Here is a 25,707-nt window from a genome sequence, read left to right on the forward strand (position 1 = left end):
CCCGACCACCACGAAGGAAGCACAATGGCTATCGAACTCTCATTGGATCTCTCCCAGGCAACCCTTGCTGACCTGCAAACCTTCATCCAGGCGGTGGAGGCCACCGGCACACCGGGGAGCACCGAACTCCACCTCGAAGGCGCAACCCTGCGCATCGCAGCAAACCCAACGAATCCCAATAAAACAGCACATTCTACGAACACCGCGCACAGCGCTCGCAAACCCAGCTCAGACCGTGGTTTCCAACCTGATGGACAATCCCTGCAGTGGCTGCTCGACCGCGTGCTAGAGGTGCGAAACTCAGTGAACAACCCTCCTCACTAGCCACTCATTTAGCCCAAGCGCCGCGCCTTCCGGCTTCTCCGGCTCTGGCCACCACATACCCGGCCATGCCAGCCACAATCACGGCGCCCACAGCGAGCCAGGCAAATCGGAAGTCCGGCCAGGAGTAGGTGCCTGCGGGGTTGTGCTGCACCAGCAGCCACCCGAGCGCTTGTGAGCCGATCACGGTGGCAGTGAACCCACCCATGTTCGCCAACCCGGTGGCGGTGGCCAGCACGGGGAGGGGCATGCGTTCGCGGACGGTGTCAAAGCCAAAACTGGAAGCCGGCACCAACATCGCGAGCACGATCAGCATGAAGGTCACCGCCGCCACGCCGCGCGGGGTTTCGGTGGCGAAAAACCACAGCAACAACACCAAGCTGGCACCAGCGGCGAGCACTGCAACGTCGCCGCGACGAAGCCCCGCGCGGGAGGAAATCCAGCCATGCACTGGGGCGGCGAGCGCGCCAGCGAACGTCTGGACGCTGAAAGCGAAGGCGACGTCGGCAGGCGCCAACCCCATGCCGAGCTTCATCAACGGCGCACCCCACAGCAGCAGGAAGATGGCGCTCGGCGCAACACCCACCCAGTGCACGAAGAAGGCCTGCCACACTACCCGGGACCGCACCACCTGCCGCAGGTTCGCCTTCAAGTGAGTGAGCATCCGCTGCCCGCTGGCTGGCGGCGTGTGCGAGGTTGAGATGAGCAGCCCCGCTGCGAACGCGTTAATGATGCCCACCGCGCCGAGCCCAACGAACGCCTGTGGCCACCCGCCCCACGGCGCCTGCAGAACCAAGAAGAAGGGTATCGCAGAAAGCACCTGCCCGAACTGCCCTAATGCGGTGGTGAACTGCAGGAATACGGGTGCTCGTTTGGCGGGGATCCATTCGGGGATGATGCGCAGGACGGAGAGGAACGCGGTGGCGTCACCCATGCCGATGGGCACGCGGGCGGCGAGTGCCCACCCGTAGCTCGGCGCGAAGCCGAGGAGAATCTGGCCGAGGCCCATGATGAGTGCGCCGATGAGCAGCATCTTTTTGGGGCCGAAGCGGTCGATGGCAAGGCCCATCGGGATTTGGGAAGCCGCGTACACGCCGATCTGCAAAGTGGTGAACACCGCCAGCGCGTTGGCATCCACCTGGAAGCGGTCCATTGCCGCCACCCCGGCTACGCCGAAGCTGGTGCGGCCCGTGATTGCCAGGATGTAGACGCAGGTGGCAGCGAACCAAATGGTCACCGCCTTCCACCTCAGGCGATCAGGCGTTGCGCTCATCAGTGAGGTGGCCGTGGACGATCACGTTGAAGCCAAGGTCGGCGGAGCCGTCGGTAGAGCAAGCGATGAGCACGATGCGCCCGGGGATGTGCTCGTCTACCAGCCAGGTGTCGTCGATGGCCTCGTACTTGTCAATCAGGTACGTCCCGTCCACGATCCACTCGCGCGCATTACCGCTGGCATCCGCCATGGTGATCCGCGAGCCGTTGAGCACCGCGGTAGGGTAGCGCGAAACCTGCACACCGCCCACGCCACTGATCACTTCTGGGGCGTTGAAGTTCACGTTCGCAGTGGCCAGCTCCGAAATCGGGTTGAATACCAGCGGCGCCTGCCCCCAGGCGTGCCCCAGCACATAGGTGGTGCCGGCCTCGGCGGTGGTGGGCGATTGTCCCCAGCCTTCCACCCAGCGCACCATCGTGTCCTGCGGCCCCGCCGGGTTCAGCGGGAGCACATAGGGCATGGAGTCATAGGTCGCGTTGGTGATTGCCGCAGGGCCGTCCATTCGGAATGTCCCCACGCCCACCGGCGCCTGCCCCTCGTTCACATGCGGCGCGGCAGAGGTGGTAGGTGCCAGAGAGGTTGTGCTGGTCGGCGCGGTACTCGTTGCAGGCGACGGAGCTTCCTCCGCGAAAGAGCATCCGACGAGACCAGCACAGCCCACAACGCACGCCGCAACACCTGCCGCACCCTTGGCCCACACCTTCTTTGGCTGCTCTGCGAAGGTGAGTTGCTCACTACGGAGGCGGGGCAGGTGCACGGTGAACTCTTTTCGGTGGAGAACAAAAAGGACAAAAGAATTTGGTTCAAAACAAAGAGTATAAACGCTTCGCCTCCGCAACACCCCTGCCTGCTTGGGGTGTGCTGCGCTGGTGTGCATCTATTAAGGTGGATCGGGTGAAATACATTTCTACTCGCGATTCCCAAGCAACTCCTGCGAATTTTACAGACATTCTGCTCGGTGGCCTGGCGCCCGACGGCGGCCTGTACCTGCCGGAGGAATACCCGCAGTTGGATGACGCCACGCTGAATCGTTGGCGCGAACTGCTCGCGAGTAGTGGCAGCTCAGGTTATGCCAAGCTCGCCGCGGAGGTGCTCAAGCTGTTTGTCACGGACATCCCGGAGGCAGATCTTGAGGCGATTGCTGCTCGCGCGTACACCACGGAGAAGTTCTCGAGCGCTGAAATTGTGCCGGTGACCAGGCTCAACGACCAGCTTTACATCGGCCACCTCTCCGAGGGCCCAACCGCGGCCTTCAAAGACATGGCCATGCAGCTCCTGGGCGAGCTGTTCGAATACGAGCTTGCCCGCCGCGGTGCCACGCTGAACATTCTGGGCGCTACCAGCGGCGACACCGGCTCCTCCGCGGAATACGCCATGCGCGGGCGCGAGGGCATCAAGGTGTTCATGCTCACCCCAAAGGATCGCATGACTCCCTTCCAGCAGGCGCAAATGTTTGGCCTGGATGACCCGAACATCTTCAACATCGCCCTGGACGGCGTGTTCGACGACTGCCAGGACGTAGTAAAGGCCGTCTCCGCGGACGCAGAGTTCAAGGCACGCAACAGCATCGGCGCGGTGAACTCCATCAACTGGGCGCGCCTCATGGCGCAGGTGGTGTACTACATCAACTGCTGGCTGAAGGTGACGGACTCCAATGAGCAGAAGGTGAGCTTCAGCGTCCCAACTGGCAACTTCGGTGACATTTGTGCTGGTCACATTGCCAAGCAAATGGGCCTGCCGATCGACCGCCTCATCGTGGCCACCAACGAAAACGACGTGCTGGACGAATTCTTCCGCACCGGCCACTATCGCGTGCGCACCTCCGCCCAAACCTTCGAAACCTCCAGCCCCTCAATGGACATCTCCAGGGCGTCCAACTTTGAGCGCTTCATCTTCGACCTCCTCGGCCGCGACGCCTCCCGCACCGCCGATCTCTTCGGCACCCAGGTCAAGCAGGGTGGCTTCTCGCTTACCGACGACACCGCCTTCCCCGCCGCCGCACAGCAATACGGCTTCCTCTCCGGCTCATCTACCCACGCCGACCGGCTTGCCACCATCAAGGCTATCAAGGACGAGTTCGGCGTCCTGGTGGACCCTCACACCGCCGACGGCATCAAAGTTGCCCAAAGCTGGCTCGACGAGGTGGACACCCCAATCGTCTGCCTGGAAACAGCCCTGCCAGTTAAGTTCGCCGACACCATCCAAGAAGCCATCGGTTCATTCCCCGAGGTACCCGAGCGTTTCAAGGACATCCTCGACGGCCCCCGCATCGTCAAGGACATGCCCAACGACGCCGAGGCCGTCAAGCGCTACATCGAGGAATCCATTTCCGGCTAGTACGCGCTTGGTTTGTGCGTAGACCGCGGTTTTGGCGCGGGTAGGTTTTCAGGACACCTTTGTACTCGGCAGTGCACGGGATAGAAAAAGGTGTCCTGGTTTCCGTCGTTGGTAGGTGACGGAGGTTGGCGTGCATGCCCCAGGGTAGGTTTTCAGGACACCTTCGCACTCGGCAGTGCACGGAATTGAAAAAGGTGTCCTGGTTTCCGTCGCTCGCACAAAACCGGCGCGCCACCTAACCAGGCTAAACCCTCCAGCCCCTTGACCAACCGCTGACCTACCGCTTCCTCTTCGTGCCCCAGATGAGAAGCGCGAGCACGGAGGCCACAAAGCCGCCTGTGACGAGCCAGGTCGCGGGGGAGTGGAAGATCCAGTAGCCCTTGAGGGAGTACCACCATACGTTGGCGTCGGGAAATTGTTGGTTGATGTAGGTGGGGATGAACAAGGTGATGAAGCCGGTGCTCAACAGCCCGAGCCAGCCGAGGAGGCCGGCGATGGGGCGCGTCGCGTTGACACCAAATGCAGTGGCGAGTGCGGCGAGGAAGCCCACGGCGCCACAAAGGATGCCAAAAACGGAGAGTACGGTAATCCACCAGACATTGGCGTCGATGGGGTTGCCAATAAAGATGTAGTAGTGATCAACTTCGTGCTGGTGATCTAGAGAGAACCCGGGGATTTGAATGTCTGTTGGGACCATGGGTTTAGGATACCGGCTCTCCTCGCCGCCCCTAGCGCAGCGCGTGTGAAGCTCAACACGGCAGGTGCGCATCAGGCGTTAGGATGGATTCGGTCAAAACCCCAATGAGAAACGAAGGATCGCCCTATGCCCACCCCCGATTTTGTGCTGAAGCTGCGTGAGAAGGTGGGCAATGACCCGCTGTTGTTGCCAGGGGTGACGGCGGTGGTGCTCCAAGACGTGCCGCCAGGCGCGCCGATTTCTGAGGTTCCCAAGGTGTTGTTGGTGAAGCGCGCAGACAACGGCGAGTGGACCCCGGTGACGGGAATCGTTGACCCCGGTGAGGAGCCTCACGCCGCCGCGGTGCGCGAGGTCCTGGAGGAAACCGGGGTGCACGTGCAGGTGGAGGCGCTGCTCGGGGTGGGGGCGGTGGGTCCAGTGGAGTACCCGAACGGCGACGTCACCTTTTACATGGACACCGCCGTGCGCTGCCGCGTGATCGGGGACCCCACTGCGCGCGTCGGCGATGATGAATCCACTGATGTCGGCTGGTTCTCCGTCATGCAAATGCCACCGATGAAGCCCCGTTTCCGCCTCGTCATCGGTGACGCCGTCGCAAATCTCCGCCGCCCTGCTGGCTTCGCCCCGCGCCTCGGTTTCCAGAAGCGCGATCGCTTGCGCTGAATTGCCGACGCGCCCAAGGCCCCAGGCTACAGGGCCCCAAGCGCCGCAAGGCAGCGAGGCAGCAAGGCAGGACCAATGAGCTAAATGCTCAGCGGTTGAGTGTGCGGAGTGACGGCGACGGGGAGTGCTGTTTCACCCATGAGGTCGGCGTCCACGGCTGCTGCCGCAGCGCGCCCCTCGGCGATGGCCCACACGATCAGTGATTGGCCGCGGCCGTTGTCGCCGGCTACGTACACTTTTGGCTTGAACCCTGGGAACAGGGGCTTGACCTGGGCGCGGTATTCGGAATCGCGGACCATGCGGCCGCGTTCATCGAAGGCCACGCCGAGCTCGTGGATTACACCGGAGCGCTCGGCGCCGCTGAAGCCCAGGGCGATGAGCACCAGGTCGGCGTCGATCTCGAAGTCGGTGTCCTCCATGGGCACGCGCTTGCCGTCTACCACCTTGACCTCATTGCCGCGCAGAGAGGTCACGCGGCCGTTTTCGCCGTGGAAAGAGACGGTGTTCACGTTGTAGATGCGCTCGCCCAGGGCGTCGCCGGGTGCGCGCTTGGCCAGGCCCAGGGCCTCGATCTCTGCTGCGGATTCGTCACCGGTGATCACGTACTCGCCCTCTTCGTGGGCGGTGGCGGTGCGGTAGAGCAGTGGGTACATCGGCCATGGGGTGGAGGCGGCGCGGTGCTTCGGTGCGCGGGGGCGGATGTCGAACTGGGTCACGCTCGCTGCGCCTTGGCGCAGCGCGGTGCCAAAGCAGTCGGTGCCGGTGTCGCCGCCGCCGATGATGACCACCTTCTTGCCCTTGGCGTCGATCACTGGCACGTCTTCATCGCCTTCGCACACGCGGTTTTGGAGGGTGAGGTATTCCATCGCGGGGTAGATGCCCTCAAGCTCGCGGCCTTCAACAGGCAGGTCGCGGGCCACGGGGGTGCCGGTTGCCAACACCACGGCGTTGTAGCCGGCAAGGTCCGCCGCGGTGGGGGAGACGCCGGTGCGGAACTCGGTGCCCTCCGCCTGCATCTGCTCAAGGCGGCGGTCGATCCACTTGTTTTCCATCTTGTACTCGGGCACACCGTAGCGCATGAGCCCGCCGATGCGGTCGTCGCGCTCAAAGACTGTCACCTTGTGTCCAGCGCGGGTGAGCTGCTGCGCCGCGGCGAGGCCAGCGGGCCCGGAGCCCACCACTGCCACCTTCATGCCTGTGTCGAGGGATGGCTTGATTGGGGTTACCCAGCCTTCCTCGAACCCGCGCTCGGCGATGGCCAGCTCAACGTTCTTGATGGTGACGGCATCGTCGGAAATGCCGAGCACGCAGGCGCCTTCGCAGGGGGCGGGGCACAGGCGGCCGGTGAATTCGGGGAAGTTGTTGGTGGCGTGGAGGCGGTCGAATGCTTCCTGCCAGCGGTCTTGGCGCACGAGGTCATTCCACTCGGGGATGATGTTGCCCAGTGGGCAGCCTTCGTGGCAGAAGGGCACGCCGCAGTCCATGCAGCGGGTTGCTTGCTGCTCGATCTGGCCGTTTGGGGCCTTCTCGTACACTTCGCGCCAGTCCATCAAGCGCAGAGGCACAGGGCGGTGTGCCGGCTCGGCGCGGTCAAACTTTTGAAAACCGTGTGGATCAGCCATCAGTTCACTGCCTCCATGATTGCTTCGTTGATGTCGCGGCCCTCGCGGGTTGCCACGTCGATTACATCCAGCACCTTTCGGTACGGCGCTGGCAGGATCTTGATGAATTGTTGCGGCTGCACCGTAGTGGTTGCCCCGGTGCGGCGGGCGTGCTCGGCCAGGATGTGCTCCAGGAACTCGATGTCAGTGTCCGTGAGTTCTTCCACGCCGTTGGCCACGTCCTTGTTCAGGCGTTCGGTCACCTTTCCGGTGTCTAGCAGGTAGGCCACGCCACCGGACATGCCGGCACCGAAGTTCTCACCGACCTCACCGATCACCACAACCTTGCCGCCGGTCATGTACTCGCAGCCGTGGTTGCCAATACCTTCAACTACCGCCGTTGCGCCGGAGTTGCGCACGCAGAAACGCTCGCCGACGGCACCGCGGATGAACAGCTCGCCACTGGTTGCGCCATAGCCCACCACGTTGCCCGCGATGATGTCCGGGTTGTGCTTGAGCTGCTTTGGCGCATCCGCGCTTGGGCGCACCACGATGCGTCCGCCGGAGAGACCCTTGCCCACGAAGTCGTTGGCGTCGCCTTCCAGGTCCAGCGTCATGCCGCGAGGGATGAAAGCACCAAAAGAGTTGCCTGCGGAACCGGTGAAGGAAAGGTGCAGGGTGTCCTCCGGCAGGCCCTGTGCGCCCGCGGCGCGGGTCACCCTCGAGCCGGTCATAGTACCCACGGAGCGGTTCACATTGGTGATGGGGTAGTGCAGGGAAATGGTGGGGTTTTCACCCGCAGCCATCCACTGCGGCGCATTCGCGGAGTTCTTGGCCGCGGCGGCGTCGATGGTGAGCTGGGTGTCCGCGATGATCTGGTGATCCAGCGCCTTTTCCAGGCCATGCTCCTGCGTCCTGGTGCAGCGCAGGTTTTGGTTGCGGAAGTGCGGGGACTCTACACGGTGGAAGATCGGGCTGAGGTCCAGCTTGCCCGCGCGTGCGGTTGCGGTTTCCTCAGCCATCTTGAGCACCTGGGCTTGGCCCACGGCTTCGTCGATGGAACGGAAGCCCAGTTGAGCCAGGTATTCACGCACTTCCTCGGCGATGAAGGTAAAGAAGTTGACCACATGCTCTGCCCGGCCCGTGAACTTCTTGCGCAGCTCAGGGTTCTGGGTGGCAATGCCCACGGGGCAGGTGTCCAGGTGGCATACGCGCATCATGATGCAGCCCTCAACCACCAGCGGAGCGGTGGCAAAGCCGAACTCTTCTGCGCCGAGGAGGGCTGCAATCACCACGTCGCGGCCGGTTTTCAACTGGCCGTCGCACTGCACGCGGATTCGGTCGCGCAGGCCGTTGAGCAGCAGGGTCTGCTGGGTTTCCGCAAGGCCAAGCTCCCAGGGGCCACCAGCGTGCTTCAGGGAGGTCAGCGGGGAAGCGCCGGTGCCGCCGTCATGCCCGGACACAAGAACCACGTCAGCGTGTGCCTTGGAAACGCCTGCAGCCACGGCGCCGATGCCCTGCTCTGCAACGAGTTTCACGTGGATGCGGGCGTCTGGATTGGCGTTCTTGAGGTCGTGGATGAGCTGTGCCAGGTCTTCGATGGAGTAGATGTCGTGGTGCGGTGGCGGGGAGATCAGTCCCACGCCTGGGGTGGTGATGCGCACCTCGGCGACCCAAGGGTAGACCTTGTTCGGTGGCAACTGGCCACCCTCGCCTGGCTTTGCGCCCTGGGCCATCTTGATCTGAATGTCCGTGCAGTTGGAGAGGTAGTGGCTGGTCACACCAAAGCGGCCGGAGGCCACCTGCTTGATGGCGGAGCGCTTCCAGTCACCGTTTGGCTCCACGGCAAAGCGCTTTGCGTCCTCGCCGCCCTCGCCGGAGTTGGACATGGCGCCGAGGCGGTTCATGGCGATCGCCAGCACCTCGTGGGCCTCGGCGGAGATGGAGCCGTAACTCATGGCGCCGGTGGAGAAGCGCTTGACGATGTCCGCCACTGGCTCCACCTCGTCCACGGAAATTGGCTCGCGGTCTGGGGCGAACTCAAAAAGGCCGCGGATAGTGGCCAGGCGCTTGGACTGGTCATCCACCTTCTGGGTGTACTCCTTGAAGATGGCGTACTGGCCAGTCTTGGTGGCGTGCTGCAGCTTGAAGATGGTCTCTGGGTTGAAAAGGTGGTATTCACCCTCGCGGCGCCACTTGTATTCACCACCCAAGTCCAGTGCGCGGTGCGCGTGCTCTTCGGGGCGCGGCAGGAAGGCGCTGCGGTGGCGGGCCTCCACGTCTGCGGCAACATCTTCCAAGTCGATACCGGAGATTGGGGAGGGGATGCCACCGAAGTATTCATCCAGGAGGTCCTGGTGGAGGCCGGTAACGTCGGCAAGCTGCGCGCCGCGGTAGGAAGCGACGGTGGCGATACCCATCTTGGACATCACCTTGAGCACGCCGGAGGTGGCGGCGGTGATGTAGTTGGTGCAGGCCTGGTCCAGGGTGAGCTCGCCGAGTTGGCCGGCCATGCGCAGCTCGTCGATGGTTTCAAAGGCCATGTAGGGGTTGATTACATCTGCGCCGAAGCTGATGAGCATGGCCAGGTGGTGGACTTCGCGGGCGTCGCCGGACTCGATCACCAGGGAGGCGTGGGTGCGAGTGCGCTCGGCCACCAGGTGCTGGTGCACCGCGGAGGTGAGCAGCAGGGATGGGATCGGTGCGTAGCGTTCGTCGGATTCGCGGTCCGAGATCACGATGATGGTCTTGCCCTCGGCAATTGCCTTGGAGACTTCGCGGCGCACGCGGGCGATGGCCTCGCGCATGCCGGCGCCGTGGTGTGCCACGGGGTAAAGGCCGGAGATTACCGCTGCGCCGAATGCTGGCCACTGGCCGTCGTCATTGGCGTGGATGAGGGTTGCCAGCTCGTGGTTGTCAATCACGGGACGATCCAGGTGGATACGTCGGGCTGCTTCAGCGTCTGGGTGCAGCACGTCGGACTGCGCGCCCAGCAGCGTGAACATGGAGGTCACGGGCTTTTCGCGAATGGAGTCCAGTGGGGGGTTGGTCACCTGGGCAAAGCGCTGCGCGAAGAAGTCGTAGAGCATGCGCGGGCGCGCGGACAGGGCAGCGATCGGGGTGTCGGAGCCCATGGATCCGATTGCCTCGGCGGCCTCCAGCGCCATGGGGCGCACGATGAGGTCCACGTCTTCTTCCGTGATGCCGAAGACGCGCTGGCGCAGGACCGCGCGGTTGTGCGGCATGTAGTCGTAGCGGGTCTGCGGGAGGTGTTCCAGGTGCACAAAGTTCTCGCGGATCCACTCACCATATGGTGCGGCGGTGGCCAGTTCACGCTTGATTTCTTCATCCTCGATGATGCGGCCCGCGGCGGTGTCCACTAGGAACATGCGGCCAGGCTGCACGCGGGTGCGCTTGACGACGTGCTTCGGGTCAATATCCAGCACACCCGCTTCGGATGCCATCACAACAAGGCCATCATCGGTGATCCAGATGCGTCCGGGGCGCAGGCCGTTGCGGTCCAGGGTGGCGCCAACCAGGGTGCCGTCGGTAAATGCCACGGCTGCGGGGCCATCCCAGGGTTCCATGAGGCAGGAGTGGTACTCGTAGAAGTCGCGGAGCTTCGGGTCGATGTTGTCCGCGTGCTCCCAGGCCTGCGGGATCATCATCATGACTGCGTGCGGGAGGTCGCGGCCGCCAAGATGGAGCAGTTCGAGGGCCTCATCCAAACGCGCGGTATCCGAGCCAGTTGGGGTGCAGATGGGCAGTACGCGATCCAGGGGGCCCAGCTTTTCGGACTGAATGAGCGATTCGCGTGCGCGCATCCAGTTTTCGTTGCCGCGCACGGTGTTGATCTCACCGTTGTGTGCCACCAGGCGGTAAGGGTGCGCAAGCGGCCAGGCGGGGAAGGTGTTGGTGGAGAAGCGGGAGTGCACCAGCGCGATTGCGGTTTCCATGCGTTGATCGCGCAGGTCAGGGTAGAAAGCCGCCAACTGAGGGGTGGTGAGCATGCCCTTGTACACGATGGTGCGCGCGGAAAGGGAGGGGAAGTACACAGTGTCTTCGCCGTTTTTGGTGCCCAGCTCGCGCTCGCAGCGCTTGCGCACGAAGAACATCACGCGGTCTAGGTCGATACCGGAGAGCTGGTTGCCTTCGGCGTCGGTGGCCGTGATGAAGACCTGTTCGAAGTGTGGCATGGCGTCGAGTGCCATTTCGCCGAGGTCAGACGGGTCGATGGGGACTTCGCGCCAGCCGAGAACTTCGGCGCCCTCCTCGCGGGCGATGGCTTCGATCTCGCGCTTGGCGTCCAGCATGGCCATGCGGGCCTTTGGCAGGAAGGCGATGCCGGTGGCGTAGGAGCCCTGGGCGGGCAGCTTGAAGTCCACGACGGAACGGTAGAGGCGGTCGGGGATTTGCAGGAGGATGCCTGCGCCGTCGCCGGTGTTCTTCTCTGCGCCGGCGGCACCTCGGTGGTCAAGGTTCACGAGTGCCTGGATGGCCTTGTCCACGAGGCTACGCGTTGCGCGTCCATACATGTCTGCAACGAACGCAACGCCACACGCGTCCTTCTCAAACGAAGGGTTGTACAAGCCCTGTTTGTTCATGATCACCTCTTGGATTCTGTTGGTCAGTACATGCAGATCATCGAGTTACTCTGGGCCACTCTCTGGGCCACTCTTGGCTACTCTGCGTCAATCTATAACTCAACAGGTTTCCAATACTGCGGTAAAGTGAGGTAACCCTAAAACTGCTGGCCAATAGAAAGTAATTGTGACCTATTTCATAGTTTGATACCTTTCAGGGAACAGTTTTTGTGAATAAATCTCCAGCCGTCCTCCCTGACTAAGATTGCCACCCAAACGGGCACGGGAATTTTATTCACGCGCACACGGAATGAGGAAGGGCCCCCAAAATGCAAGAAAGCAGCACGAACATTGCCGTCCGAGGCCAGCTTGTCTGCGCAAACGAACAAGAGGCTGCGGCGGTGCTTTTCAACCTCCCCGAGCACACGCGGCTTACCCGAGCTGAACCGGGCTGCCTCAAGTTTACGGTGACCCAAAGCGCAGATCTGCTGGTCTTTGAAGTAGAGGAGCGGTTTCGCGACCAAGAGGCCTTTGACGCCCACCAGGCGCGCCTGCGCGGCACCACATGGTGGGAGGCAACCCAGAAAATCCACCGCTCCTATGAGGTCACCGAAGAGTAAAACGCGCGGTTAGCGCGCAGCGATGATGTTGATCATCCAGCGGGTGCCGAACTTATCGGTGAGCATGCCAAAAGAGTCACCCCAGGGTGCCTGCGCGAGCTCCACCTGCACGGTCTCAGCGATTTCCTTCAGGCCGTTCCAGTGAGCGGTGAGGGCCTCGCCATCTTCGGCTGCGGAACCAGTGAGGGACAGCGGCGTATCGTCACCTGGGGTAACGTCCATCTCCTCGGGAACATCGGAGGCAAACAGCACAGGCTTGCCGTCGATACGCAGCTCGGAGTGCATGATCAGTTCTGCGATGGAGGCGTCGTTGCCCGGCATGTCGCCGAAGGTCATGAACTGCACTTCGCCGCCGAGAATCCGCTGAATATTTTGGGAATCAAAAGAGCGTCCGTGGCGTGAGATTCACCACGTCAAAATGCGGGAACTTGCAGTTTAGGGCAGGTTTCGACGCCGCCAAGCGCCGCTCGTTCCCCAGGTGAGTTTCGCGGGCGTGCGGTCAGGTGCGTAACTTATCTTGGGTGAATGCTGTCCTTCTTGCCGTGCTGGTCATGCTCATCCTGGCCCTCGCACGAGTCCACGTAGTCCTTGCCCTATTCATCGGTGCCCTCGTTGGTGGCCTTGCCAGTGGAATCGGTTTGGAGTCCACCATGGTGGCCTTCCAAGATGGCCTTTCTGGCGGCGCCAAGATTGCCCTTTCCTACGCCCTGCTTGGCGCCTTCGCCATGGCTGTAGCCAGCGCCGGCCTGCCTAAGTTGCTCGCCGAGGCCATCATGAGCCGCATCGGCGTGGACGACCCCACCACCCAGCGTCGCACCGTTGCCGCCACCAAGTGGCTGCTCGTGCTCGGTGTGCTGGCAATGTCCATCATGAGCCAGAACCTCATCCCGGTGCACATCGCCTTCATCCCGCTGCTGATCCCGCCACTGCTGGGCGTGATGAACCGTCTGCACCTGGACCGCCGAATGATCGCCTGCGTGCTGGCCTTTGGCCTGGTGACCACCTACATGTGGATCCCGCTTGGCTTCGGTTCAATCTTCCTCAATGACATCCTCCTGGCCAACATCGAGGCCGCTGGTCTGAGCACCGCTGGCCTCAACATCTTGCAGGTCATGGGGATCCCCGCGCTGGGCATGTTCCTCGGTCTGCTCATCGCCGTGTTCATCTCCTACCGCAAGCCGCGCACCTATGAGAACCGTGCGGTGGGCGTGCAGTCCGGTGAGGATGAGCCGGTTTCTCGGTATAAGCTCATCGTCTCGCTCGTGGCGATCGTGGCGGTGTTCGTGATCCAGATGGTGCTGCAGGCGCAGGACTCTGAAGCCGACGGCCTGCTCATCGGCTCCCTGATTGGCCTTGCCATCATGCTGGGCACAGGTGCCGTGAGCTGGCGTGAGGCCGACGACGTGTTCAGCCAAGGCATGAAGATGATGGCCCTGATCGGCTTCATCATGATCACCGCCCAGGGCTTCGCCTCGGTGATGCGGGAGTCGGGCGAGGTGGAAGCCCTCGTGGATGCCTCCGCGAACTTGATCGGCCAAAACCAAGCCTTGGGTGCGTTCGTGATGTTGCTCGTGGGTTTGATCGTCACCATGGGCATCGGCTCGTCCTTCTCCACGCTGCCGATCATCACCACCATTTACGTCCCGCTGTGTATGGCTCTCGGTTTTAGCCCCGCCGCAACAGTGGCCATCATCGGTGCCGCAGGCGCCCTCGGCGACGCCGGCTCTCCAGCCTCCGATTCCACCCTCGGCCCCACTTCCGGCCTCAACGCAGACGGCCAACACGACCACATCCGCGACTCCGTCATCCCCACCTTTCTCCACTTCAACATCCCGTTGCTGGTGTTCGGCTGGGTCGCAGCGATGGTCCTCTAGCGCAGTCGCGCTCATTGCTCAGGTCACAATTGCGTTACGCTTTGCCGCATTCCGTGCCAAGCAGAACTTTTGCTTCTACCGTGGGTGAGGAAGTGCGAAAGTGCGCACACCGCATCGCACGAATTAGCTAACGCAGAAGCCAACGAAGAAGGAGCAAGCAAATGTCTGATCTCAACAACAAGCTCGAGGACCTCGGCGGCAAGGCAAAGGAGTCCTTCGGCGAGGCAACCGGCAACGAAAAGATTGCCGACGAAGGCCGCGCCGACCAGACCAAGGCGGACATCAAGGACGCAGTCTCCAACGCCGGCGAGAAGCTCGAGCAGGCGAAGGACAAGGTCCTCGGTGCCTTCCAGAAGGACGAAGAGAAGTAAGAGAGGATGAAGCGATCCTCAATCTGAAAACCCACCTCCCGCTGGAGGTGGGTTTTTCCGTTGCTGCCTGATCCCCAAAAACTAAGCCTGACCTTGGTTTTTGTAGCCTTACTTTGCTTTTCAAATGCCCCGTAATGTGGAAACCTTGGTTCTCAAGAGAGCCCTAACTTCGAGGCTTTCCATCTTCCACAGCAAAGGGATTTTCATGGCACTCACAGGATCCAAAGAGCAGGGCTTTGAGCCACACGCACAAGGCATGAGTTCTAAACTGAACTGGATCCGTGCCGGGGTACTCGGTGCCAACGACGGTATCGTGTCCGTCGCCGCGTTGCTGATCGCGGTGATCGCCGCCGGTTCGGATCGTGGCGCCACCCTGACCGCGGGTATGGCAGCCCTGGTGGCCGGTGCAATTTCCATGGCGCTCGGTGAATACGTAAGCGTTTCCGCCCAGCGCGACTCCGAGCGCAGCCTGGTGGAGCTGGAGCGCTTCGAGCTCGAGCATTACAAGGAAGAGGAGATCCACGAGCTGGCAGAGATTCTGGAGAAGCTCGGCATGGAGCCAGAAACCGCAGATCGGGGTGCGCGGGAGATCCAAAATAACGATCCGCTGGCGGCTCACCTGCAATTGGAACTGGGTATTGATGAAGAAGAACTCACCAGTCCCATCGCGGCCGCAATTTCTTCCGCGATTTCCTTCACCCTGGGCGCCCTGCTGCCGCTGCTCGCCGCAGTGTTTGCTCCCGCAGACACCAAGGTCTTCGTGGTGGCGGCCTGCACGCTCATCGCGCTGGGCTGCACCGGCTACCTCTCCGCGGTCCTGGCAAAGACGCCGCGGGCCCGTTCGAGTCTTCGCCTCGTCGTGGGTGGCACCTTGGGTTTGATTCTCACGTACTTCGCCGGATCGCTGTTTGGCGTCTAATCTGGGGCAGATGAACCGCCTCAAGCCCCGGCTCCGGCCCAACGTTGCCGTGCTGTATATCGCAGCAGCGTTCGCCGTTGCTGCGTGTTCGCCTGCTCAGGAGTCCACGCTGAGTGCCACGCACGAGGACTTCGGCGCGCAAGCCCCTGAGCTGTTCACCACGGCGGATTCCGCAGACTTTGCCTCCATCGTTGCGGCCCCTGATCCGCGCACGATCATTTCCATCGTGGAAGACGACGGCCAAGTAGCCACCACCGAGGGCGCAACAGAACCGATCCCGGCCCTCTCACAGGCAAAGCTCTTCCTCGGAGCTTGGGTGCTCTTCCATGTGGAAGGCAGCGAGGATCAAGTGCTGCAGATGTTGCGCTACTCAGATGACGCGATTGCCGACGAGCTCGACGCCACATATCCCGAGGCGATCCCTGCCGTGATCGAGCGTTACGGGCTGGGGGATACTTCCTATAACGGATACTGGGGTAACACGGTCACTACCACCAATGACCTGGCTCGATTCATCCACCTGGTGCAAGATGATGCCACCGGGCAGGCAATCTTGGAGGCGCTGAGTCAAGTGAGCCCCATCGCCGCCGACGGCTACCCCCAGGACTTCGGCACCGCTCAACTGCCCGGCGTGCTGGGCACGAAGTTCGGTTGGTCCGACGACCTCAGCGCTCATTCCACCGCCTCTATCGCCGATGGCTATGTGATCGTCGCTTACACCTACGGCACTCCCGAGGAGCTCACCGAGGACGTCCTGGGGTCCGTCGCGATCACTCAGTAGAGTAGGGGTGCCACGTAGTACACAGGAAAGGCAACGCTTTGTACCACAACCCTTACCTTCTCCAACCAGGACCGCAGCAGCCCCAACCTTCTGCTGCACCTCCCCAACTGCCTTGGGGGAAGGTGACGCTGTGGGCGTCGTTAAGCTTCGCGGCGATTGCCGCGCTGACCGTGGGCGTTGTGGTGCTGACCAGGCTCGCGTTTGGTGACGTGGGCGATCCGCTGACCGTGGTCGCGCTGGTGCTCTTTGCGATGCCCACGCTGATGCTCGGGGCGCTGCTGGTGATTTTGCGCGCGTTTCAGCTACGGCTTTCTGACGTCGGCTATCACAAACCCACAGCCCGCCTGCTGCACCTGCTGTGGCAGTACCCCCTCATCCTGGCGTGCATGGTGGCGGTGCAGGCCGTGGTGACCTCGCTGGCCAGCGACGACGCCACCACCTCCAACACCGAAACCATCGCCGAGCTGGCTGTTGTCCATCCCGCCCTGCTGCTGCTTGCCTTCGTGGGCATTGCGATAGCCACGCCGCTGTTTGAGGAAATCTGGATCCGCGGAATGCTGATGAACTGGTTGAAACTTCGCTGGGGTACCACCGCGGCGGTTGTTGTGAGCGCCCTCGTCTTCGCCGTGCTGCACGGCATGATTTGGCTGATGCCTGGCCTGTTCGTGGCCGGCTTAGGCTACGGACTGCTGCGCGTGTTCCACCGTAACCTCTGGGCCAGCACCATCGCGCACGCCATTCAAAACACCATCGCCTCCACCGCCGCCATCACGCTGCTGAGCGTCTAGTTACATCCGCACGTAGCGCGCCCGCGCAATCGAATACAGGCCGTAAAGCGCTAGGCCGGCACCAACGGGAGTGCTTGTAGCAATGCTTGCGGTTCAAGGCTTCTTGGTGTGATCCGGCCGCCTAACCAGCCGCCTTTGATGGCGTGCGTGTGAGCTCATAGGTAGGTTTTCAGGACACCTTCGGTAATCTGCCGCAACGGTGCGTGCAAAGGTGTCCTGATTTCCGTCGCAATGGTGTCGGCCGCTTCAGGATGCAGATAATGCGAAATCCCCTAGATGTCTGCTGCAGGTGTGAAGCAGTCGGAGGTCCAGGGGAAAACAACCAGAAAAAGCCAGAGCCAGATTCCACTGCAACGTTTGGGTGAACAACATCGCTCACGTGATACAAGACAGCATCGCCTCTAGTGTTGCGCTAACCTTCCGCGCTGAGACAGACTCGCTGCAGCAACGGAGGAAGCAATGCGAGTATTGCTTAGTGCACGCGAAATCGATGCAGCCAAGGCACTGTACGAACCGATACCGGCAGGGATGGCGGAGTGCTACCTCTCTAAGGCGTTGGCAATATTACGCTTGGCAGCTGGGTGCGACGGGGTGCTAAACGTGCCCGATCCCCGCGAATGGAAGTTCTGTAGTTGAAGGCAGAAGATCTTCGAAGGGGATGCGTGGGTTCGCTTATCGATAGCGGGGTTTCTGATCGACCCGCCGCTTTGTTCAACGGAGTCTACGACTCAATTTCGTTGCAGGCCTTATTGGGGCGACGCTTGTCTCAGGGTGTTGAAGTAATAGTTACCGTCAGCGCCTTGGAAACATGGGCTGTTATCGACAGGCCACGAGCTCCGGACTTGGTCACACCCCATCCATCCGCCATACGGGCCCATCGTCACTGCTTCAAGTGGGGGCGGCCCGTCGTTACGGGGAGGTTGTTGCGGTGCTGCCGGCTGGACGGGTTCTTGAGGCGTTTGGCGATGCTCTACCTGATTACGGCTTTGCTCGGCTTCTCGTTGAGCACGGGCCTCGGCCTCACGAGAAGCCTCGGCCTCACGGGCTGCTTGGGCGCGCGAGGATTCCGCTGCAGCTGCCTCAGCCCGTTGTCGTTCGGCTATCTCCATGGAATTTTTGCGATCAACGGGACTTTTCTTAAGGAATTGTTCCTGATCTGCGTAACTCAAGGAGTTGTAAAATTCATGCTCCTCGCTGGAGAGAGACGACAGAGGATAGGAATAGTTGGCCATGAAGGCGGGGCGTTGTTCCGGCTTTAAATCCAGAAATGATTCAAGATCTCCGGATGGCAGGGTCTCAGCGAATTCCTTCTGGTGCCCTTTGAGGTCCTCAATGGTGTCCTGACTGCAGGCACCCAAAAACAGCCCGCTCAGTAATAAAAGGGATGCAAGGCTAGTTCTCATCGTGCTCATGTTAGAAACGTTTCCTGTTGTTGTGGCCACCGTAGTGGCAGGTATAGCTGACTTCCAATTATGCCTCACTGAGTTCCCTCTGGGGTTCCCTTTGGGCTGCTTTCTTTCATGTCGAACACGCCCGTCACGGCGGGGTCGGCGGTGGGCCGTCTGCCGGTCGCCGTTGCGAGTTAAGGAGCCAGTTGAGACAGGCCAGGCGGCGGTGTAAATCGCGGTGAAGCTCCTGGGGTCTTGATCCGCTACTAACGTGCGCACCGGTGGTGTCCGAAAGCAAGTTGGTTCACTGAGGTGGTGCCGCGCAGTGCCCTCTTAATGTTCACACTTTGCCGGCTTGAGCGCGGGGGAGCACCCGTGACAGGCTAAGGATTTGTTCACCGACCCGGTGGTGTATTCCTAGTCGGCAAATACCCAAAAGGGTGTTTATGGTTCTTAATAAAGCAGTAGAAAACTTTCGTTCAAGTGACCTTGGTACTCAGATCCAGCCGCCTGATTCGAAAGTTGGGGGTTGCACACTTGTTGTAATGACGACAACACTGGCGCGCCTACGAAGACGAATTCCAGTGCATGATGGAAAACAGTTCAGTGTCGAACTTCTGCCAAGCATTTTCAAGTCACTCACACCGTCTCGACTGATTCAAAGGCTCATTGATCTACCGTAAAATGCTTCAATCCTGCCGTTTGGCCGAACGTGTGAGCTCATAGGTAGGTCTGGGCGATGATTGGGTAGGTTTTCAGGACACCTTCGGTAATCTGTCGCAACGGTTTGGGTAAAGGTGTCCTGGTTTCCGTCGCAATGGTGTCGGCGCCTCCGGGACGCAGACAAAGCAAAACCCCCTGGACAACCGCTGCATGTGAGAAGCAGACGGGCGTCCAGGGGGAAACCAGCCCGAGCCAGCCAAAGCCAGCTACCAAGGTCAGCGCCCTAGGGTTTAGCAGTCGAAGTAGAGCTCGAACTCCTGTGGGGTTGGGCGCAGGCGCACTGGGGTGATTTCGTTGTCGTACTTGAGCTTGATGTAGGTATCAATCAAGTCTTCGGTGAACACGTCGTTGTCCGTGAGGAACTCGTGATCCTCTTCCAGTGCCTTGAGGGACTCAACCAGGGAGGTTGGTGCCTGTGGGATGGAGGCTGCTTCCTCTGGGGGCAGCTCGTAGAGGTCCTTGTCCACTGGTGCGTGCGGCTCGATACGGTTCTTGATGCCGTCGAGGCCGGCGAGCATCATGGCAGCGAAGCCGAAGTATGGGTTGCCCGATGGGTCTGGTGCGCGGAACTCGATGCGCTTTGCCTTTGGGTTGGAGCCGGTGATTGGGATACGCACGGCTGCGGAGCGGTTACGCTGCGAGTACACCAGGTTGATTGGGGCCTCGAAGCCTGGGACCAGACGGTGGTAGGAGTTCAGGGTTGGGTTGGTGAACGCCAACACAGCGCCTGCGTGGTGGAGGATACCGCCAATGTAGTAGCGGGCGATGTCGGAAAGACCTGCGTAGCCAGCTTCATCGTGGAACAGTGGCACGCCGTCCTTCCAGAGGGACTGGTGTGCGTGCATGCCGGAGCCGTTGTCGCCAGCCAGTGGCTTTGGCATGAAGGTGGCAACTTGGCCGTTCTGGAATGCGGTGTTCTTGATGATGTACTTGAAGGTCTGCAGGTCGTCGGCTGCGTGGAGCAGGGTGTTGAACTTGTAGTTGATCTCCTGCTGGCCGCCGGTGCCCACCTCGTGGTGGAAGCGCTCGATCTCGAAGCCTGCGTTGAGCAGGTTGCGGGTCATCTCGTCGCGGATTTCCAAGGTCTGGTCATATGGTGGCACTGGGAAGTAGCCGCCCTTGACGCGGGTCTTCGCGCCCAGGTTCGGGGTACCGTCGATGTTGAATTCCTTGCCGCGGTTCCACCAGCCCTCGTTGGAGTCCACCTCGTAGAAGCCGGCGTTTATCTCGGTGGAGTAGCGGACCTTGTCAAAGAGGTAGAACTCGGCTTCGGGGCCGAAGAAGCAGGTGTCGGCGATGCCGGTTGCGCTGAGGTACTGCTCGGCCTTGCGGGCTACGTTGCGTGGGTCGCGGGAGAAAGGCTCGCGGGTGAAGGGGTCGTGGACAAAGAACTTGATGTTGAGGGTCTTTGCTTTGCGGAATGGGTCAACAACCGCGGTGGCGAGGTCTGGCAGGAGGTTCATGTCAGACTCGTCGATGGTGGTGAAGCCGCGGACGGAGGAGCCGTCGAATGCGAGGCCTTCCTCGATGGCGTCTTCGTCGAGCATATGTGCAGGGATGGAGAAGTGCTGCTCAATGCCTGGGACGTCGGTGAAGCGGACGTCGACGAACTCTACATTCTCATCCTTGATGTACTTGATGACATCTTCAGCGGTCTTGAATGCCACGATTGTCTCCTAAAAGTAAAAAGCATTGGCCGCGCCGCTTTGGGGCTGGCCAACTTGATGGTTGCCACGATTCCCACGTGAGTGATTGCATTGTAACTCATTTTCTATCGAGCTATCAAAAAAATCACCGAGACTCCCGAAACTCCCAGTTCAACCCCCGTAAACCTGTGGGCCTTGGGCGCGTCGAAAAGCCTTGGGAAGTTGGGTAAAGTGAGAACCCATGAGCAAACCTAAACGCAGTTGGCTTGACGGCCCGCAGATCCCCGCACAGTTCGACCAAGGCCAGCCTTCACGTTGGCCGGGCGAGGCACTGGGGCTGCCGAAGGAGGGTCCGGGTTCGCTGGCGTCGGTAATGCGTCGAGCGTGCGGCGTGGCCATCGACTGGGCCATCTGCCTGGGCTTCGCCTACCTCATCCACGCGTTCACGGGGGCGCTCGGCGGGGTGTCCACCATCGTGTACATGCTGTTTATTATCCTGGGCATCGTGAGCGTCACGCTGTTCGCACGCACACCCGGCCAGGCTTTGCTGGGGATGGGGGTGGCGCGTATCGACGTGCCCAGCGCCCGCGTTGGGTTCTGGCGGGCGTGTGCGCGCACCGTGGGTACGGCGCTGATTTTCCCTGCAGTATTGGTTGATGCCGATGGCCGCGGAATTCATGACCGGGCCACCGGCACCTCTACTGTTCGTGGCTAGTGAGCCCCGTGGAGTCTAGCCTCGCTTATTGCGCTCGTTAACGCGGCGGGCGCGGCGATTCATGCCGGAGACCCTGGCGCCCTTTGGAATTGGACCCTTGGGCAGTGCGGCACCGGCGCCGGCACCGGGGAGGTTGTCCATCGCTTCGATGCGTGCGGCGATGGTGTAGACCTCATCTTTCTTGTAGTTGCGAGGCATCTTCATGAGCGTGGATTGCAGCTTCTTCAGAGAAACGTCGCCTTCCTCGGTGCCCACGTGGATGACCTCAACGGGGACACCTGGTGCGAGCTTCTTCAGGCGGTTGCGCTGCTTCGCGATGAGTGGCTTGAGGTGGTTCTTGTTGCCCTCGCCAACCAAGATCACGCCAGGCACGCCCACCACGCGGTGGAGCACGTCCATCTGTGGGGTCATGTCCAGGCCGGTCTTGGTGCGCCAGGCAACGCCGAAGCCGGAGCGCAGGTTATCCAGCGCCCAGCCCGCGGCACCCACTTGGCCTTCGGCTTGGCTATAGACGGCATTTTGCATGCGGCGGGAGAACACCCACATTGCGATGGTGGCACCCAGCACGGCGCCGAGGATCAGCATGAACCAACGGCCACCCCAGAAGGTGCCGATGCCGAAGAACACCAACGCCGTGCCCAAAACGCAGGCCAGCATGATGGGGACCAGCGCTTTGTCCTGCTTGCGCTGGATCTGGAACGCCTGCCACACCTGCGACCAAGTATTGCGGCGGCTGGCACGCTTCTGTGCGCGCTCCTCTTTCTTTGCGGCTTTTTCAGCCTGTTTCTTCGCATCTGCCATGGCTATAACCTTAACCTTTTGCTCACGCACTCACGCAATTGCCACTTATCCGCGCCCGGCGGTGGAGGCAACCACTGGGGTCTCCTCGGAGGGGCCGTACTTTTCCAGCAGGGTGGACGCCTCCTGGGCGGTGCTTCCCTGGGATGTTTGGGCGAGGTGCTTGAGGTGCTCCGGCAGTTGCTCGCCGCGCGCCTCGAGTGCCTCCGCGTAAAGCTTGCCTGCGCGGTAGGAGGAGCGCACCAGTGGGCCGGACATCACGGCGCCGAAGCCGAGTTCGTAGGCGTAGTCTCGGTGCTCGATGAACTCTTCTGGCTTCACCCAACGTTCGATGGGGTGGAACAGGGGGCCGGGGCGCAGATATTGGGTGATGGTGATGATGTCGCACCCTGCGGAGCGCAAGTCGCGCAGTGCGGACTGCACCTCTTCAACCGTTTCACCCATGCCTAGGATGAGGTTGGATTTGGTAACCAGACCGAAGTCACGGGCCTGCCGGATCACGTCCAGGGAGCGCTCGTAGCGGAACGCCGGGCGGATTCGCTTGAAGATCCTCGGCACGGTTTCCAGGTTGTGCGCAAACACCTCTGGCCGGGCCTCGAACACCTCTTGGAGAAGGTCGGCCTTTCCGGAGAAATCCGGGGTGAGGTTTTCCACGCCCGTGTGTGGGTTGAGCTCGTGGATTTTGCGGACTACCTCGGCGTAGAGCCAGGCGCCCTCGTCTTCCAAGTCGTCGCGAGTCACACCGGTGATGGTGGAGTAGTTCAGTTGCATTTCACGAACCGACTCAGCAACCCTGCGTGGTTCGTCGGTATCCAATGGTTCTGGCTTAGCGGTGTTGATTTGGCAGAAGTCGCAGCGCCTGGAGCAGTTCGCACCGCCGATGAGGAAGGTTGCTTCCCTCGATTCCCAACACTCGTGGATGTTAGGGCAGCCAGCTTCTTGGCACACGGTGTGCAGGCTGGCACCAGAGACTTTCTTCTTCATGTCCTGGTATTCGGGGCCCGTTTTCACGGAGGTGCGAATCCAGCGAGGCTTACTCTCGATTGGGGTTTCGGAGTTGCGCGCTTCCACGCGCAAGAGCTTGCGTCCTTCAGGTCCTTGAGTCACGGTATGCACCCTACCTATTGTTTCTGGCTTTCTAAACACCCTGCTTTTTGCGCAGGCCTTTTGTGGGGTCGGGGGCGGAGTCAAAGCTGTGGTCCGCCACCTGGAGTTCACCGGAAAGGGTGCGCAAGAGTGTGTTGACCACTGGGGCGGACATCTCTTCCACGGTGACTTCACGCCCAAGCTCATCACTCAGCGTGGTCACCCCTGCGTCCGTGATGCCGCAGGGGATGATGTGCTGGTAGAACTCGAGCGTATTGTTACAGTTCAACGCCAAGCCGTGCATTGTAATTCCCCGGGTTATTCGGATGCCCAGAGCTGCGACTTTGCGGTGCGGCGCCCCATGTTTGCCGGGCACCCACACGCCCGAGCGGCCGTCCACGCGCCCTGCGTCAGGGATGCCGGCCTGCCGGACCACGTGGATGAGGGCTTCCTCGATCCGCCGGACGTAGTCCACAACGTCGATCGGTTGCGCGAGTTTGATGATGGGGTACACCACGAGCTGCCCGGGCCCGTGCCAGGTAATCCTGCCGCCACGGTCAACGGTGATCACTTCGAGGCCGTTGGTGGGCATGTCCTCGGGCTGGGTGCGCTTGCCCGCGGTGTAGATACTGGGGTGTTGGAGGACCAGGATTTGGTCCCCGATTTCCCCCGCCGCCCGCTTGGCTGCCAAGTCCGCTTGCAGGTCCCATGCCTCCTGGTATCCCACCTCGCCGAGGTAGTGGATTTCAGGTGGCGCGGTCTGTTCCCGGATAGAGAGTTCCTTGGGGAAGAAGGGGTCGCGTGGAGCTGTCATATCAACCAACATACTCCTGCTACTTGTTTCCGCCGCGCGGGCTGTGAGACGAGGCTAGACGCCGTTTGCCTCTGCGTACTCTTCGGCGGTCATGAGCTCGCCTACGGACTCCACGGAGACTTCGAACAGCCAGCCCTCGCCGAATGGGTCGTTGTTGATCACGGCGTAGTCGTCGTGCACTGCCTCGTTGACGGCGGTGACGGTGCCGGTGACGGGGGAATAGAGGTCAGAAACGCTCTTGGTGGATTCCACTTCGCCGCAGGTTTCCCCGGCTTCTACGGTGTCACCAACGGCGGGTAGTTCTGCGAAGACTACCTCGCCCAGGCGGTCGGCGGCCACGGAGGTGATGCCCACCTTGACGGTGCTACCGGCTGCTTCTTCGGCGGTTGCGTTGATCCACTCGTGGTCTTCGGAGTAGGCAAAGTTCTCAGGAAGGGACATGCGACGTACTACCTTTCATCAATTTTCTTCAAATCTTGTTCCGTTGCGCCATGAGGCCGGAGCCTTTTGGCGCAACGGGTTGGTGCTGCAAGCAATGATAACGCTTGTGCTACTTGCTGCGGGAGTAAAACGGCAGTGCTACCACGGTGAACGGGTATTGCTTGCCGCGGATGTCGGCGATCAGCTCGGTGCCGGGCTCACTGAGCGCGCGGTCAACGTAGGCGAGCGCCACCGGAATGCCCAAAGTTGGGGAGGGCTGTCCCGACGTCACCGTGCCCACCACCTGGCCATCTTGATTCAGCAGATCCGCGCCTGCGCGTGCTGCGCGGCGCTGCTGGGAGGTGAGGCCAACGAGCACGCGGGCGCTTTCTGGTGCATGTTCGAGGGCGAGCTTGCCCACCCAGTCACCTTCCTTCTTCTTGCCAATGAGTACTCCGAGGCCGGCATCGAAGGGGGTGTGATCCAGGCTGAGTTCGTTGCCGTACAGCGGCATGCCGGCCTCCAGGCGTAGGGAGTCGCGTGCAGCGAGACCCGCTGGCTTCAGACCGAACTCTTCTGCCTGTCCAGCGGTGTAGATTGCCTGCCACAGGTCTGGGGCGTCTGCGTTGCCGATGTAGAGCTCAAAGCCGTCTTCACCGGTGTATCCAGTGCGGGCCAACAGCACGTCGTGGCCTGCGATGTGTGCGGGTGCGCAGGCGTAGTAGCCCATGTCGGTGATAGTTGCGTGGTGGGCTTCCGGTGCGAGGGTGAGCAGCAGCGCCTCCGCGTGTGGCCCTTGCACGGCGATGAGTGCGGTCTCTGCGGATTCGTCTGCCACCTGCACATCGTTGCCCTGTGCGCGGAAGTCTGCGGCGCGCTCGTTGAATGCAGCGAATACGGTCTCCGCGTTGCCCGCGTTTGGGATCACTAGGTATTCCTGCTCACCGAGGCGGTAGGAGATGAGGTCGTCGATGATCCCACCTTGTTCGTTGACGATCATCGAGTACTTCGCCTTGTGCACCTTGATGGTGGAAAGTTGCGAGATCAGCGCGTAGTCCAGGAACTCGCCGGCCTGGGCGCCGGTGACCCTGATTTCACCCATGTGGGAGAGATCAAAAAGCCCTACCGTGGTGCGTACTGCGCGGTGTTCCTCCAGCTCGGAGCCGTACTTGAGTGGCATGTCCCACTGTCCGAAGGGGGTGAAGGTAGCGCCGAGGGCCTCGTGTTCTTGGTGCAAGGGGGAGCGGCGCAGCGCTCCCTGGGATGCAGCGTCAGTCATGTGGATACCT

Annotated in this window: 23 protein-coding genes; 10 read left to right on the top strand and 13 right to left on the bottom strand. The window is 61.4% G+C overall.

Annotation, left to right across the window (positions count from 1 at the left end; all coding sequences use genetic code 11):
- Window positions 1-24 precede the first annotated feature (24 nt).
- On the top strand, window positions 25-324 hold the full coding sequence (locus NQ018_RS00345) for a Cgl2226 family protein (RefSeq protein ID WP_257057395.1): 300 nt from the start codon (window positions 25-27) through the stop codon (window positions 322-324).
- A gap of 4 nt (window positions 325-328) precedes the next feature.
- Here NQ018_RS00345 and NQ018_RS00350 read toward each other — a convergent pair whose 3' ends face one another.
- Both NQ018_RS00350 and NQ018_RS00355 read right to left on the bottom strand, forming a co-directional pair.
- Window positions 329-1,558: an MFS transporter gene (locus NQ018_RS00350; RefSeq protein WP_257057397.1), complete on the bottom strand. Its 1,230-nt coding sequence runs from the start codon at window positions 1,556-1,558 to the stop codon at window positions 329-331.
- Between the two features lie 19 nt (window positions 1,559-1,577).
- Window positions 1,578-2,255, bottom strand: a complete 678-nt coding sequence (locus tag NQ018_RS00355) for a sortase family protein (RefSeq protein WP_373566876.1) — start codon at window positions 2,253-2,255, stop codon at window positions 1,578-1,580.
- A gap of 233 nt (window positions 2,256-2,488) precedes the next feature.
- On the opposite strand from NQ018_RS00355, the gene thrC reads away from it, so the two are divergent.
- Window positions 2,489-3,931 (top strand): threonine synthase, encoded by a 1,443-nt coding sequence (gene thrC / locus NQ018_RS00360; protein ID WP_257057402.1) that lies wholly within the window; start codon window positions 2,489-2,491, stop codon window positions 3,929-3,931.
- A 277-nt stretch (window positions 3,932-4,208) separates the two neighbouring features.
- On the opposite strand, the gene NQ018_RS00365 is transcribed toward thrC, so the two are convergent.
- The gene (locus tag NQ018_RS00365) at window positions 4,209-4,628 is read right to left on the bottom strand and encodes a hypothetical protein (protein ID WP_257057403.1); all 420 of its coding nucleotides are present in this window, start codon (window positions 4,626-4,628) and stop codon (window positions 4,209-4,211) included.
- Between the two features lie 126 nt (window positions 4,629-4,754).
- On the opposite strand from NQ018_RS00365, the gene NQ018_RS00370 reads away from it, so the two are divergent.
- Window positions 4,755-5,291 (top strand): NUDIX hydrolase, encoded by a 537-nt coding sequence (locus NQ018_RS00370; protein ID WP_257057404.1) that lies wholly within the window; start codon window positions 4,755-4,757, stop codon window positions 5,289-5,291.
- Between the two features lie 80 nt (window positions 5,292-5,371).
- On the opposite strand, the gene NQ018_RS00375 is transcribed toward NQ018_RS00370, so the two are convergent.
- Together NQ018_RS00375 and gltB are read right to left on the bottom strand one after the other, a co-directional pair.
- Complete coding sequence (locus tag NQ018_RS00375; protein ID WP_257057406.1) at window positions 5,372-6,913, bottom strand: glutamate synthase subunit beta; 1,542 nt, start codon at window positions 6,911-6,913, stop codon at window positions 5,372-5,374.
- Entirely contained in the window at window positions 6,913-11,496 is a 4,584-nt protein-coding gene (gene gltB / locus NQ018_RS00380; RefSeq protein WP_257057408.1) for a glutamate synthase large subunit, read from the bottom strand. The genes NQ018_RS00375 and gltB overlap by 1 nt, the downstream gene beginning before the upstream one ends.
- A gap of 308 nt (window positions 11,497-11,804) precedes the next feature.
- Here gltB and NQ018_RS00385 point away from each other — a divergent pair, with 308 nt between their 5' ends.
- Window positions 11,805-12,095 carry a putative quinol monooxygenase gene (locus NQ018_RS00385; protein WP_257057410.1) on the top strand — a complete coding sequence of 97 codons (291 nt, stop codon included), beginning with the start codon at window positions 11,805-11,807 and terminating at the stop codon, window positions 12,093-12,095.
- Between the two features lie 9 nt (window positions 12,096-12,104).
- Here NQ018_RS00385 and NQ018_RS00390 read toward each other — a convergent pair whose 3' ends face one another.
- Complete coding sequence (locus NQ018_RS00390; protein WP_257057411.1) at window positions 12,105-12,440, bottom strand: VOC family protein; 336 nt, start codon at window positions 12,438-12,440, stop codon at window positions 12,105-12,107.
- Between the two features lie 176 nt (window positions 12,441-12,616).
- Here NQ018_RS00390 and NQ018_RS00395 point away from each other — a divergent pair, with 176 nt between their 5' ends.
- The 5 genes from NQ018_RS00395 (at window position 12,617) to NQ018_RS00415 (ending at window position 16,828) form a co-directional block, all read left to right on the top strand.
- Window positions 12,617-13,969, top strand: coding sequence for a Na+/H+ antiporter family protein (locus NQ018_RS00395; protein WP_257057414.1), 1,353 nt, complete (start codon window positions 12,617-12,619; stop codon window positions 13,967-13,969).
- A gap of 161 nt (window positions 13,970-14,130) precedes the next feature.
- A complete protein-coding gene (locus NQ018_RS00400; RefSeq protein ID WP_257057417.1) occupies window positions 14,131-14,340 on the top strand; it encodes a CsbD family protein in 210 nt (69 codons plus the stop codon).
- A gap of 205 nt (window positions 14,341-14,545) precedes the next feature.
- The gene (locus NQ018_RS00405) at window positions 14,546-15,259 is read left to right on the top strand and encodes a VIT1/CCC1 transporter family protein (RefSeq protein WP_257057419.1); all 714 of its coding nucleotides are present in this window, start codon (window positions 14,546-14,548) and stop codon (window positions 15,257-15,259) included.
- Window positions 15,260-15,269: 10 nt separating this feature from the next.
- Window positions 15,270-16,040 (top strand): class A beta-lactamase-related serine hydrolase, encoded by a 771-nt coding sequence (locus tag NQ018_RS00410; RefSeq protein ID WP_257057421.1) that lies wholly within the window; start codon window positions 15,270-15,272, stop codon window positions 16,038-16,040.
- Window positions 16,041-16,078: 38 nt separating this feature from the next.
- Complete coding sequence (locus NQ018_RS00415) at window positions 16,079-16,828, top strand: CPBP family intramembrane glutamic endopeptidase (RefSeq protein WP_257057423.1); 750 nt, start codon at window positions 16,079-16,081, stop codon at window positions 16,826-16,828.
- A gap of 746 nt (window positions 16,829-17,574) precedes the next feature.
- On the opposite strand, the gene NQ018_RS00420 is transcribed toward NQ018_RS00415, so the two are convergent.
- Complete coding sequence (locus NQ018_RS00420) at window positions 17,575-18,240, bottom strand: hypothetical protein (RefSeq protein ID WP_257057425.1); 666 nt, start codon at window positions 18,238-18,240, stop codon at window positions 17,575-17,577.
- A 929-nt stretch (window positions 18,241-19,169) separates the two neighbouring features.
- Window positions 19,170-20,606: a type I glutamate--ammonia ligase gene (gene glnA, locus NQ018_RS00425; protein WP_257057428.1), complete on the bottom strand. Its 1,437-nt coding sequence runs from the start codon at window positions 20,604-20,606 to the stop codon at window positions 19,170-19,172.
- Between the two features lie 220 nt (window positions 20,607-20,826).
- On the opposite strand from glnA, the gene NQ018_RS00430 reads away from it, so the two are divergent.
- The gene (locus tag NQ018_RS00430) at window positions 20,827-21,300 is read left to right on the top strand and encodes an RDD family protein (RefSeq protein ID WP_257052147.1); all 474 of its coding nucleotides are present in this window, start codon (window positions 20,827-20,829) and stop codon (window positions 21,298-21,300) included.
- Window positions 21,301-21,315: 15 nt separating this feature from the next.
- Here the strand turns inward: NQ018_RS00430 and NQ018_RS00435 are convergent, their stop codons facing one another.
- The 5 genes from NQ018_RS00435 to gcvT all read right to left on the bottom strand — a co-directional run bounded on the left by NQ018_RS00435 (window position 21,316) and on the right by gcvT (window position 25,697).
- On the bottom strand, window positions 21,316-22,101 hold the full coding sequence (locus NQ018_RS00435; protein WP_257057430.1) for a DUF4191 domain-containing protein: 786 nt from the start codon (window positions 22,099-22,101) through the stop codon (window positions 21,316-21,318).
- Between the two features lie 45 nt (window positions 22,102-22,146).
- Complete coding sequence (gene lipA / locus NQ018_RS00440; protein WP_257052143.1) at window positions 22,147-23,205, bottom strand: lipoyl synthase; 1,059 nt, start codon at window positions 23,203-23,205, stop codon at window positions 22,147-22,149.
- Window positions 23,206-23,236: 31 nt separating this feature from the next.
- Window positions 23,237-23,998, bottom strand: a complete 762-nt coding sequence (lipB, locus tag NQ018_RS00445) for a lipoyl(octanoyl) transferase LipB (RefSeq protein WP_257057433.1) — start codon at window positions 23,996-23,998, stop codon at window positions 23,237-23,239.
- A 54-nt stretch (window positions 23,999-24,052) separates the two neighbouring features.
- Window positions 24,053-24,439 carry a glycine cleavage system protein GcvH gene (gene gcvH, locus NQ018_RS00450; RefSeq protein WP_257037996.1) on the bottom strand — a complete coding sequence of 129 codons (387 nt, stop codon included), beginning with the start codon at window positions 24,437-24,439 and terminating at the stop codon, window positions 24,053-24,055.
- A gap of 109 nt (window positions 24,440-24,548) precedes the next feature.
- The gene (gcvT, locus tag NQ018_RS00455; RefSeq protein ID WP_257057438.1) at window positions 24,549-25,697 is read right to left on the bottom strand and encodes a glycine cleavage system aminomethyltransferase GcvT; all 1,149 of its coding nucleotides are present in this window, start codon (window positions 25,695-25,697) and stop codon (window positions 24,549-24,551) included.
- Window positions 25,698-25,707 lie beyond the last annotated feature (10 nt).

The organism is Corynebacterium kozikiae (assembly GCF_024580965.1).
In the GTDB taxonomy this organism is placed as follows: domain Bacteria; phylum Actinomycetota; class Actinomycetes; order Mycobacteriales; family Mycobacteriaceae; genus Corynebacterium; species Corynebacterium kozikiae.